This window comes from Plantactinospora sp. BB1 (assembly GCF_003030385.1).
Lineage (GTDB): Bacteria > Actinomycetota > Actinomycetes > Mycobacteriales > Micromonosporaceae > Plantactinospora.
Window position 1 is genome coordinate 2,481,325 of record NZ_CP028159.1, and the last position, 11,539, is coordinate 2,492,863.

Here is an 11,539-nt window from a genome sequence, read left to right on the forward strand (position 1 = left end):
TCTGTCCTGCCGGGGTGATCGTTGCTCCAACTGATGCCGGACGCCGCCTGCGATTCCGCGAATCGGACGTGGCGCCCGGTCTCATCCTCCCAGGCCCTTCCTGGTCCCAGCCGTGGCGGATCCGATCGGATTGGTCACGGCCGGGGCCAGGGATGGGCGGTGAACGGAATGCCTCGCCCGGTACGGCGGTTACAACTCCCGGAAGCCAAAGGAGCCACGAGGGGGTTTGCCCGGTGTCGACCGAGACACGGAGCCTGGAGCACGACCGCGAGGCGCGGTGGCCCGACCGGAGGCGGAACGCTCCGCCGTCCCGGTCGTCCGGCGACCGGCCGGCGGCGGGTACCGGCCCGACCCGAACGGAGTCGCCGGGCCGCGCTTTCCGCGTATCCTCGGCGGGACAGCCGAATAACGCTGCGGTGGTGGGGAAGAAGGTCACCGCGCCGGTTCGGTACCGAGGTGAGGGAGACGGCCGGTTGACAGCGGAGAAGACGGACGAGCGCAGGGCCCGGTTCGAACGTGACGCGCTGCCCTTCGTCGACCAGTTGTACGCCGCCGGCCTGCGGATGACCCGCAACCCCGCCGACGCGGAGGACCTGGTCCAGGAGACCTTCCTGAAGGCGTTCGCCGCGTTCCACCAGTTCGAAGAGGGTACGAACCTCAAGGCGTGGCTCTACCGGATCCTGACCAACACCTACATCAACTCCTACCGTCGCCGGCAGCGGCAGCCCGTGCAGGCGCCCACCGAGGAGATCACCGACTGGCAGCTCGCCGAGGCGGAGTCGCACACCTCCAGCGGGCTGCGTTCGGCCGAGACCGAGGCGCTGGACCGACTCCCGGACACCGACGTCAAAGAGGCGTTGCAGCAGCTCCCGGAGGAGTTCCGGCTCGCCGTCTACCTCACCGACGTCGAGGGGTTTTCCTACAAGGAGGTCGCCGACATCATGGGAACGCCGATCGGCACCGTGATGTCCCGGTTGCACCGTGGCCGGCGGAACCTACGAAAGCTGCTCGAGCGTTACGCTGCCGAGCGGGGCTTCTCGTCCGCCCCGTCGACCAGGTCCGCTGCGGCTGGCCGGGAGGTGTGAGCGAATGAGTTGCGGTGAACCGCACGAGACGGACTGCCGTGAGGTCCTCACCGAGGTATACCTCTACCTCGACCTGGAGTGCCCGGACGAGCGGCGCAACCTGATCCGGGACCATCTCGACGAGTGCTCGCCCTGCCTGCGCGAGTACGGCATCGAGCAGGAGGTCAAGGCGCTGGTCGCCCGCTGCTGCGGCAACGAGACCGCGCCGGTCGAGCTTCGGGAGCGGCTGCGGGTCCGCCTGGCGGAGCTGGTCTTCGAGACCGACTCCCGGGAGTACCTCGCCGACTGAGCCCCCGCCGGACCGTCGCTCGCCGGGGTGACGCCCCGGTGGTGGCGGCGGATCGCCGGGCGGGCCGGGTTGTGGCGAGCGCTCTGCCGCGATCGCCGACGGATCCCGTGCCCCGCCCGGCCGCCCAGGCTCGGCGCCGAGCTCAGGAGTTGGGGCGCTTGCCGTGGTTGGCGGAGCTCTTCTTCCGCGCCTTCTTCTTCCGTGCCTTCTTCGCCATGCTGACCTCCGTCTGTCTGCCGTGGGCGGCGCCGACCACCGTCGTCGACCGCCCGTCTCTGCTCGCGCCGGGCAATCCTCCCATGGTCGCCGGTCGGCCCCGCCGAGGCGGTCCATCCGGCAGTCCGGGGCCGCGAGCAGCCGACGACGATCGCCGCCGTGCCCGCCACGGCGCCCGTCGCATGATTGGATACCGTCGCAGGGCAGAAGTGACGACGAGGGGAAGCCGATGGCCGAGGAGATCCGCGCCGAGATGGTGGCGAACGTCTGGAAGGTCGTGGCCACGGCCGGCGACTCGGTGTCCGAGGGTGACACGCTGGTGATCCTGGAGTCGATGAAGATGGAGATCCCGGTGGTGGCCGAGTCGGACGGGGTGCTCCGGGAACTCGCCGTCAACGAGGGCGACGTCGTGCAGGACGGCGACCTGATCGCCGTCATCGAATGACCGGCCTGCTGGTCCGGGCCGCCGAGCCGGCCGACTTCGACGCGATCGCCCGGCTCACCGTGGCGGCGTACCGGGCGGACGGGCAGCTCGACGGCGAGCACGGGTACGAACAGCTGCTCGCCGACGTACCGGCCCGGGTCGGTGCCGGCGAGCTGCTGGTCGCCGCCGACGAGGCGACCGGCGAACTGCTCGGTGCGGTGCTCTTCGTACTCCCCGGTTCGGCGTACGCCGAACTCTCCCGCCCGGGTGAGGCGGAGTTCCGGATGTTGGCGGTGGACCCGGACGCGCAGGGCCGAGGCGTCGGCAAGGCGCTGGTCCGGGCCTGCCTGGACCGGGCCCGGTCGCTCGGGTGTTCCCGGGTGGTGATCTGCACCCGGAGCTTCTCCGCGCCCGCGCACCGGCTCTACGCGGGGTTCGGTTTCGTCCGTACCCCGGAGCGGGACTGGTCGCCGGCGCCCGGCGTCGACCTGCTCGCGCTGCGCCTCGACCTGAGCGCCGCGCCGACGGTGCTGCCGGAGCCCAGCCGGGGTTGAGATCGGCGGGTCAGCCGGCCCTGGCGGTCGGGGCGCCGTCCGCCTCGGACTCCGGCTCGTCGCGTGCGGCGGGACCCTCGCCGATCCGGTCGAGCAACTCGTTGGCGAGCCCCAGGGCGAGTTCCCGGCGTTCCCTGGTGCTGATCTCGCCGCGCAGCGCGAAGAGGCTGCCGTGTACGGCGAAGAGCGCCAGCGTCGCCCGGAGCTGCCCGGCCGGCGAGGGATCGGCCCGGGAGAGCAGCTCCGCGAGCCGCAGCATCCGCTCGCGCATCATCAGGCCCGAGGAGAGCTGCTTGATCACGGTCTGGTTCTGCTCGAAGAACCGCATCACGTTGCGACCGTCGTCGCCGAAGAACTCCTCGCAGTAGCGGCGCAGCGTCGCCCGGCGGCCGGCGGCGTCGGCCGGCTGTTCCGAGGCCCACTCGATCAGCCGGTCCAGCCGCTCGATCCGGTCGGAGACGAAGCTGTGGACGATGTCGTCCTTGCTCCTGAAGTGGTAGTAGAGGGCGGCCTTGGTGACGCCGAGCCGCTCGGCGATCTCCCGTAGCGAGGTCTTCTCGTAGCCCTGCTCGGTGAAGAGTTCGAGGGCGACGGCCTGGATTCGGGACCGCGTGTCGCCTGTGCTGCCGGTCACCCCGACCACCTCTCCTAATCACTTGACGGGCATCCGGCACCCAACTTACCGTGCGGCAAGTAGAATCACTAGCCGGTCGGCAAGTAAGCGGGTCACACTCAGGGGGAGAGCCTACCGATGACCACGATGGCGGAAGCGCCGGAAAGACCAGTCAACATCAGGGTCGTACTCGGCGGCCTGATGATCGCGATGATGCTCGCGATGCTCGACAACATGATCGTCAGCACCGCCCTGCCCCGGATCGTGGGCGAGTTCGGCGGACTCAACCACTTCACCTGGGTGGTCACCGCGTACGTGCTCGGTTCCACCGTCTCGACCCCGATCTGGGGCAAGCTCGGCGACCTGTACGGCCGTAAGACCGTCTTCCTCAGCTCGATCGTGCTGTTCCTGCTCGGCTCGGCCCTCTGCGGCATGGCCGGATCGGAGCTGCTCGGCGGCCCCGGCGACGGGATGATGGAGCTGATCGCCTTCCGCGCGGTGCAGGGCCTCGGCGCGGGCGGCCTGATGGTCGGCGTGATGGCGATCATCGGTGACCTGGTACCGCCCCGGGAGCGGGGCCGCTACCAGGGCATGATCGCCGGCATCATGGCCATCGCCATGGTGGCCGGTCCGCTGGTCGGCGGCTTCATCACCGACCACCTCTCCTGGCGGTGGGCGTTCTACGTCAACCTGCCGCTCGGCGGGGTCGCACTGATCCTGCTGGCCACCCGGATGCACCTGCCGAAGTACCGCACCGAGCACCGGATCGACTGGGTCGGCGCCGCGCTGCTCTCGGTCGGCATCACCGCGATCGTGCTGGTCACCACCTGGGGCGGCAACGAGTACGACTGGGTCTCCGGCCCGATCCTCGGCCTGGCCGCCCTCGCCGTGGCCTCGCTGGTCGCCTTCGCCCTGGTCGAGCGGCGGGTACCGGAGCCGATCCTGCCGCTGAGCCTCTTCGCCAACCGCAACTTCGCGGTGATCTCGGTGATCGGCTTCCTGCTCGGCTTCGCGATGTTCGGCTCGATGAACTTCCTGCCGCTGTTCCAGCAGACCGTGCAGGGCGCCTCGGCCACCAACAGCGGACTGCTGCTGCTGCCGTTGATGTTCGGCATGCTGGTGGTGTCGATCGTGGTCGGTCGGGCGATCACCAGGACCGGCCGCTACCGGGCCTTCCCGATCGTCGGCGGGATCGTGATGACCGCCGGCATGGCGCTGCTGGCCATGCTCGACGTCGACACCGGCAAGCTGGAGTCCTCGCTCTACATGATCGTGCTCGGCGTCGGGATGGGCTTCCTGATGCAGACCTCGATGCTGATCGCGCAGAACAGCGTCGAGCAGAAGGACCTCGGCGCGGCGAGCGGCGCGGCCACCTTCTTCCGGTCGATCGGCGGTTCCTTCGGGATCTCGCTCTTCGGCGCGGTCTTCGCCAACCGGCTCGCCGACTCGGCCGCCGGGCCGATGATGGCCGGCGGCGGCGAGGGCGCCGGGGTCGACCCGGCCGCGCTGCGGTCGCTGCCGCCGGAGCAGCAGCACGCCGTACTCGGCGGGCTCGCCGACGCGATCGGCGCGGTCTTCGTCTGGGCGGTACCGTTCGCGCTGGTCGTAGCGGTGCTGGCCTGGTTCGTCAAGGAGATCCCGCTGCGCGGCGGCCCCACCGCCGAGACCGACACTCCCGAGGAGCAGGCGGAGATCGCCCTGGCCAGCCCACCCGTGCGCTGACCACCGGCGTCGGGCCCAACACGCCGACCTGTACGCCAGAGGCGTAATACCGGGGCGATAGCGCCTCTGGCGTACAGGTCACCGCCGGACCTCTCCGCGTTCCGCCCGTGCGGGTTCCGCCCGTGCGGGTCGGCCGGGTCTCCGTTCGGTGTGGCTCAGCCGTGCCGGGTGAGGCGCCGCCACAACCGGTCCAGCAGCCGGCCGAACCGGCGCTGCCGGGGCGCGACCGGAGAACCGTCCCGGGCGAGCAGCAGGCGGGCGGTGTCGACCGCGGCCGGCTCGGCGGCCGGGGTGGCCAGTACCAGGTGGGCCAGGGAACGCAGTACGGTGACCGGCCGCCGCTGGGCCACCTCGACCGCGTCGCCGAGCCGTTCGGCGGTCACCCGGGCCACCTCGGTACGCACCGACGGGTCCACCCAGGCGGCGGTGACCAGGGCGAAGAGGGCCGCCTCGGTGACCCAGTCCTCGACACCCCAGACCAGGTCGAGCAGTACCCGCCGTCGGGTCGAGTCCGGCCACGGCTCGTCCGTACGGTGGTGCAGCAGCCCGAGGCAGACCCAGACCTGGACACAGCGCACCCAGAGCGTCGGGTCGTGCCGGCTCAGCGTGCGGCCCAGTTCGGTCTCCGGCGGGGCCGGCGGATGGGCCAGCAGGCCGAGCAGGTCGTCGAGTTCGAGCGTGGCGAGCCCGACCGCCGCGTCGTAGGCGGCCGGCGGATGCGGCCAGGCGGGGTGGGCCAACTGCTGGATCCGGCGTACCGCCGCGTCGGGCGGCTCCGGCACGGCCGGTACGGCGGTGATGCCGGCGTACCGCCAGAGCTGGTGTTCGACCGGCCGGCGTGGCTCGCGCAGGTCCGGCTCCGGGGTGGTGGCGACCGTGACGACCAGGGCCGGGGCCGCCCCGTGCAGGGCCCGCATCGCGCTCGGCGGCTCCAGTCCACCCAGCGGCAGCCGGGCGCCGTCGGCCGGATCGCCGGTGGCCAGCCGCTGCCGCAGCGCCACCGCCACCGCCTCGGTGCCCGGCGGGACCCGGCCCAGCCACGGCTGGTTCTGGCAGCACTCGGCGAGGTCGCTGTGCTCGTGCGAGTCGTCCGGATGGTCCCGCTGGAAGTCGGCCAGCGCCACCAGGTGGGCGAGGGCGCCGTCGCGGCGGAAGCGCAGCCGGTGACCGGTGTGCACCGCGCAGTCGAAGGACGGGTCCCGGGCCAGCGCCCGGTCGATCCAGTCCAGCGCCTCGTCGAGCCGGCCGTGGTCGGCGAGGGTGCCGGCGATGTCGGCGTACACCGAGAGGTCGTCGGGGTCGTGGTCGACGGCCCGGCGCAGCGCGGCGAGCGCCTCGGCGGTCCGCCCGGCGCTGCGGTAGGCGTAGCCGAGCCACACCTCGGAGAGCTTCGACGGCAGTTCCCGGGCGCCCTGGCCGGCCCACTCGACGGCCTGGCCGACCGCACCGACCCGGCGGGCCAGCGCGGACGCCGCGCCGAGCAGCAGCCCGTGCCGGGGATGCGCGGCCACGGCGTGCCGGGCCAGCCGCAGGTAGGGCCAGAGCGGCTCGCGGGCGGTCTCCGGCACCGGGTCGGAGATGCCGGCGCAGACCTGCATCAGCACCCGGGCGATCCGGTCCGGGTCGAGCAGGCCGGGGAGTTCGGGGGCGCTCACCCAGGGCACGCCGGCCCAGTCGGCCGACGGGACGTGCCCGGTCGCGGCGGCGAGCAGTTCCAGCCCGTCGCCGGGGCGGCCGGCGGCGGCGAGCAGGTGCGCGCGGGCCACCACGGTACCGATGAACGGGTGCTGGTCGAGCGGGAAGAGGTCGACCCCGCCGCCGGACCGGGCGGCGAGCTGGGCGAGCACCTCGTGCACCTCGGGCATGGTCGGCGCGTACGCGATCGCTCCGGCCAGGTGACCGGCGGCGTGCCGGAGATCGCCCTCGTCCAGCGCCAGCCGGGCCAGCGCGAGTTCTCCCTCGGCCGAGAGCCGGGGATCGTCTGTTCCCTCGGGCACCGAGTCGACCCTTCGTACGTGGAATTTTCCCTGGGTTGGGGAGCCTAGGGCATGGCGACGGCGGTTGGTGATCTACTGCGCAAAGCTGCTCGCTGAATTGCTCTGACGCGTCAAATCGTGCAGAGTTGAGCATGGAACGCGCGGGAATCGCGCATGAGGAGGTCATCGTGGCGCAACCGGGAGCCGGCATGGCGGCGGACATCGCCGAGCAGCCGGAGGGCTTCGCACGTCTGCTGGAACCGGCCTCGACGGCCGCGATCGCGCAGGTGGCGGCGGTGATCGCGGAGCGCCGGCCGAAGCACGTGGTCTTCACCGCACGCGGCACCTCGGACCACGCCGCCCTCTACGCGGCGTACCTGACCGAGATCCGGCTCGGCCTCCCCGCCGGGCTCGCCTCGCCGAGCACCATCACCCTCTTCGGGGCCCGGCCCGACCTCTCCGAGGCGCTGGTCGTCGGGGTGAGCCAGAGCGGCGGCTCACCCGACCTGACCGAGGTGCTCCGGGTGGCCCGGGAGGCCGGCGCGCTGACCCTGGCGGTGACCAACGCGCCCGACTCGCCGCTGACCGGCGCCGCCGAACTCGCGATCGACGTGGCGGCCGGACACGAGCGGGCGGTCGCCGCGACCAAGACGTACACCGCCGAACTGCTCGCCCTGCTGCTGCTGGTCGAGGGGATCCGGGCCGGGGACGGCGCGATCCCCGCCGAGGAGCGGGCCGGGCTGGAGGCGCTGCCGGAGCTGGCCGCGCGTACCCTCGCCGACCCGACGCCGGGGCAACTGGCCGCCCGCTACCGCTTCGCGGACCGGATGGTCACCACCGGCCGGGGGTACGCCTACCCGACCGCCCGGGAGGCGGCGCTGAAGCTGATGGAGACCTCCTACCTGCCGGCGCTCGCCTTCTCCGGCGCCGACCTGCTGCACGGCCCGCTGGCGATGACCGACCCGGACGTACCCGTGCTGGCCGTCGTCGGTGCCGGCGCGGGCGGCACCGCCATGCGCGAGGTACTCGCCAAGGTCGGCGAGCGCGGCGCGGACCTGGTGGTCGTCGGGCCGGCCGAGGTCGACGGGGCCGCCGCCCGGCTGCCCGTGCCCGAGGTCGACGAGCGGTACGCCCCGCTGCTGGACATCCTGCCGGTGCAGCGGCTCGCCCTCGCCCTCGCGCTGGCCAGGGGAGAGGACCCGGACGCCCCGCGCGGCCTGCACAAGGTCACCTCGACACTCTGACCCCGGAGGTAGCGAGGGCCCTTCCACGACCGGATGCGACCGAGAAGGGCCCCCGCCTTACACCTCACAACGGGCCTGGTCGTGGCAGGCTTGCCCCGTGTCCACGCTGCGCGATCTCGCCGAGGAGCACACCGGCCTGCGTCCGGTCGACATCGATCACCTGCACCGGGTGGCCGGTGACTGGCAACTCCTCTCCGACCTGTCCTTCGCGGACCTGCTGCTCTGGGTACCGGTCAGCGACACCGACGGCTTCGTCTGCGTCGCCCAGGTGCGCCCGACGACCGCGCCGACCGCGTACCAGGACGACCAGGTCGGCCGGATCGTCGGCGGTCCCGAGGTGGCGCACCTGGCGATCGCGTACAGCCAGGGCCGGATCTGGCGCGAGGGCGACCCCGTCTGGTACGGCGACACCCCGGCCCGGCACGAGGCGATCCCGGTCCGGCTGCGCTCCGGCGACGGCGAGGCGGGCGAGGTGATCGCCGTGGTGGGCCGGGACACCAACCTCTCCACCGCGCGCACCCCGAGCCAGCTCGAACTGAACTACCTGACCACCGCCGACGACCTGGCCCAGATGCTCTCCGACGGGACGTTCCCGCCGGTACGCCACCCCGGCGAGACCACCACGGCACCCCGGGTCGGCGACGGGCTGGTCCGGCTGGACGCCAACGGCAAGGTCACCTATGCGAGCCCGAACGCGCAGTCCGCGTACCGGCGGCTCGGCTTCGCCTCGCACCTGGTCGGGGAGGATCTGGCGGCGCTGAACGGCCGGCTCGCCGCCGACCCGCTGGAGGGGACCGAGGCGGCGAACCGGGTGCTGGCCGCGCTGCGCGGCGAGGCGCCGCCGCGCCGGGAGATCGAGGCGCGTGGCGCGACCGTGCTGACCCGGGCGCTGCCGCTGATGCCCGCCGGGGTGCCGATCGGCGCGCTGGTGCTGGTCCGGGACATGACCGAGGTACGCCGCCGGGACCGCGCCCTGATCACCAAGGACGCCACCATCCGGGAGATCCACCACCGGGTGAAGAACAACCTCCAGACCGTCGCCGCGCTGCTCCGGCTCCAGGCCCGCCGGGTCGGCATCCCGGCCGCCCGGGCCGCGCTGGAGGAGTCGGTACGCCGGGTCGCCTCGATCGCCCTGGTGCACGAGACCCTCTCGATGTCCAGCGACGAGGCGGTCGAGTTCGACGGCATCGTGGACCGGGTGGCGGCGGCGGCCGCCGAGGTGGCCGCGACCGAGGTACCGGTGCGGATGCGCCGGCAGGGCAGCTTCGGGGTACTGCCGGCGGAGATCGCCACCTCGCTGGTGATCGTGCTGAACGAGCTGCTGCTCAACGCGGTCGAGCACGCCTTCCCCGAGCCGGGCGAGAGCGCGGCGGTGCCGCCGCCGGCCGAACCGACGGAAACGGCCGCCGAACCGGCTGCGGCGGTCGAGGTGGCCGAACCGGCCGAGGTGGTCGTCTCGGCGCACCGGTTCCGCAAGCAACTGCACGTCACGGTCGCCGACAACGGCCAGGGCCTGCCGGAGGACTTCGACGCCGACCAGGGCAGCCGGCTCGGCCTCCAGATCGTCCGCGCCCTCGCCACCGGCGAGCTACGCGGCACCATCGAACTCCGCAACCGCCCCGACACCGGCACCGAGGCGCTGCTCGTGGTACCGCTGTCCCGGTAGCTGATTCCGGGAAGGAGCCCCCTCAACGAGCGGCGGGCGCCCGCAGCAGGGTCACGGTGAGGCCGGGGACGGTCCAGGTCCGGGTGGGGTGGAAGCGGGCGCGCAGCGGGCCCGCGCGGCTCTCGGGGAGCTGGGCCAGCGGGTCGGGGTGGGTGCCCCAGGTCAGCAGCCAGAGGCGATCGACGGTGCCGAGGCAGCGCTCCGGTTCGGGGCACTCGGTGGCCCAGAAGTCGGCCCGGCGGGTCTGGTCCGCCACCAGCAGCACGTCCCGGGGACGGTCGGCACCCAGGTGGTACGCGGTCGCCAGGTCGAGGAACGCCCAGCCGTCCCGGGGCGCGTAGACGATGCCGTCGCCCGGTCGCTGGTGTGCGGCGATGACGCGCAACGCCGCCGGGTAGTCGACCGGGGCGCTGCGCGGAGACTCGTGGGTGCGGCGCAGGGCGGCCTGCTCCGGTGCGCCGAGCAGGCCGGCGGCGAGCACGATCGCGAGCGCGGCGGGCAGCCGGAGCGGGGCGAGCGTCGCGGCGGCCAGCAGGCAGCCGAACGGCAGCACGAAGACCAGATAACGGGGTACGAAGAGCGGGGTGAACTGCCCGGCGCCGAAGAGCAGCAGCGCCGGCAGGAGTACGGTCAGGCCGAGTACCACACCCGAGCGGCCCCGGGTGGCGACGCCGAGGGCGGCCAGCCCGAACAGCAGCCCGCCGACGACACCGGCCTGGACCACGCTGCCGGGCAGCCCCAGCAGGTCCCCGACACCGGGTCGGCCGACCCAGTCGAGTTGCCGATCCTGCTGGCCGTGGCCGAGCAGGGCGAGCGGCACCAGCAGCAGTCCGGCCACGACCACGGCGACCAGCCACGGCAGCCGTACCCGATCGCGGCGCACGGGCAGGACGGCGAACGCGTGCCCGACGACCAGGCTGACCGCGAAGAGGTTGGCCAGGCCCAGCCCGGCGACCGCCGCCGCGTAGCCGGCCCAGCGCGGCGGCCCCGGCCGGGAAAGGGCCCGGCACAGCAGCAGGGTGGCCAGCACCGCGAGCAGGGTGACCAGGGCGTACGGGCGGGCCTCCTGGCCGTACCGGGAGGTGCTCGGCAGGATCGCGAAGAGCAGCCCGCCGAGCAGCCCGGCCCGGCGGCCGAAGAGGCGCGCGCCGAGCACGCTGGCCAGCGCGGCGGCCCCGGCCATGGCGAGCGCGGAGGGGAGCCGCAGGGCGAGGACGGAGTCACCGGCGACCGCCAGCCAGCCATGCATCAGCAGGTAGTACGGGCCGTTGACCGCGTCGATCGTGCCGACCAGCCGGAGCAGGTCGGGCAGCGGGCGGGAGGCGGCGCTCCAGGTGGCCAGCTCGTCGCGCCAGAGCGGCGCGCGGTCGAGCTGGACGGCGGTGACGAGCAGGGTGGCCAGGCCCGGCCAGAGCCAGCTCGCCCGGCGGAACCAGCCCGGCAGGACGATCCGGCGCCGGGGTCGACCGGAACGGCGATCTATGGACGATGAGGTGCGGTCTGTCGCATTCGTTCCAATATTCAAAATCGTAGCGTGAAGCTCACCACAGCGGGTCCGCCAGGCGGGATCGGCGCTCGCGGCGGTGGTCCGGCCGAAACGGATATGGCAGCATGGCGGGTATGACCGCCGCCGTGCGCCGCTTCGCGAGGCCGGGATTCACCTCCCGCCGCCACGTGGACTACGGCCGCGTTCGCAGCGCGATCTGTCCGGCCCACTGACGCCGCCCGGACCTGTTCCGTCCCGGGCGTG

At 73.0% G+C, this 11,539-nt stretch carries 11 protein-coding genes; 7 read left to right on the plus strand and 4 right to left on the minus strand.

What is annotated here, in order from left to right; all coding sequences use genetic code 11:
- The first annotated feature begins 233 nt into the window (after nt 1-233).
- Nucleotides 234-1,085 (plus strand): sigma-70 family RNA polymerase sigma factor, encoded by an 852-nt coding sequence (locus tag C6W10_RS10685; RefSeq protein ID WP_304598414.1) that lies wholly within the window; start codon nt 234-236, stop codon nt 1,083-1,085.
- 4 nt (nt 1,086-1,089) lie between these two features.
- Nucleotides 1,090-1,374 (plus strand): mycothiol system anti-sigma-R factor, encoded by a 285-nt coding sequence (rsrA, locus tag C6W10_RS10690; protein WP_107257934.1) that lies wholly within the window; start codon nt 1,090-1,092, stop codon nt 1,372-1,374.
- 142 nt (nt 1,375-1,516) lie between these two features.
- Here the strand turns inward: rsrA and C6W10_RS39680 are convergent, their stop codons facing one another.
- Entirely contained in the window at nt 1,517-1,591 is a 75-nt protein-coding gene (locus C6W10_RS39680) for a 50S ribosomal protein bL37 (RefSeq protein ID WP_369752275.1), read from the minus strand.
- Between the two features lie 228 nt (nt 1,592-1,819).
- Between C6W10_RS39680 and C6W10_RS10695 the strand changes: the two genes are divergently transcribed.
- Nucleotides 1,820-2,035, plus strand: a complete 216-nt coding sequence (locus tag C6W10_RS10695; RefSeq protein ID WP_101369757.1) for a biotin/lipoyl-binding carrier protein — start codon at nt 1,820-1,822, stop codon at nt 2,033-2,035.
- Nucleotides 2,032-2,568: a GNAT family N-acetyltransferase gene (locus tag C6W10_RS10700; RefSeq protein ID WP_107257935.1), complete on the plus strand. Its 537-nt coding sequence runs from the start codon at nt 2,032-2,034 to the stop codon at nt 2,566-2,568. The genes C6W10_RS10695 and C6W10_RS10700 overlap by 4 nt, the downstream gene beginning before the upstream one ends.
- A gap of 10 nt (nt 2,569-2,578) precedes the next feature.
- Here the strand turns inward: C6W10_RS10700 and C6W10_RS10705 are convergent, their stop codons facing one another.
- Nucleotides 2,579-3,202: a TetR/AcrR family transcriptional regulator gene (locus tag C6W10_RS10705; RefSeq protein ID WP_107263834.1), complete on the minus strand. Its 624-nt coding sequence runs from the start codon at nt 3,200-3,202 to the stop codon at nt 2,579-2,581.
- Nucleotides 3,203-3,319: 117 nt separating this feature from the next.
- Here C6W10_RS10705 and C6W10_RS10710 point away from each other — a divergent pair, with 117 nt between their 5' ends.
- Entirely contained in the window at nt 3,320-4,903 is a 1,584-nt protein-coding gene (locus tag C6W10_RS10710; RefSeq protein WP_369938205.1) for an MDR family MFS transporter, read from the plus strand.
- A 155-nt stretch (nt 4,904-5,058) separates the two neighbouring features.
- Here C6W10_RS10710 and C6W10_RS10715 read toward each other — a convergent pair whose 3' ends face one another.
- Nucleotides 5,059-6,900 (minus strand): tetratricopeptide repeat protein, encoded by a 1,842-nt coding sequence (locus C6W10_RS10715; protein WP_234359493.1) that lies wholly within the window; start codon nt 6,898-6,900, stop codon nt 5,059-5,061.
- Between the two features lie 188 nt (nt 6,901-7,088).
- Between C6W10_RS10715 and C6W10_RS10720 the strand changes: the two genes are divergently transcribed.
- A complete protein-coding gene (locus C6W10_RS10720) occupies nt 7,089-8,123 on the plus strand; it encodes an SIS domain-containing protein (protein WP_107257937.1) in 1,035 nt (344 codons plus the stop codon).
- A gap of 97 nt (nt 8,124-8,220) precedes the next feature.
- Entirely contained in the window at nt 8,221-9,789 is a 1,569-nt protein-coding gene (locus tag C6W10_RS10725; RefSeq protein WP_107257938.1) for a PAS domain-containing sensor histidine kinase, read from the plus strand.
- A gap of 22 nt (nt 9,790-9,811) precedes the next feature.
- On the opposite strand, the gene C6W10_RS10730 is transcribed toward C6W10_RS10725, so the two are convergent.
- Complete coding sequence (locus tag C6W10_RS10730) at nt 9,812-11,239, minus strand: glycosyltransferase family 39 protein (RefSeq protein WP_107263836.1); 1,428 nt, start codon at nt 11,237-11,239, stop codon at nt 9,812-9,814.
- Between the last annotated feature and the right edge of the window lie 300 nt (nt 11,240-11,539).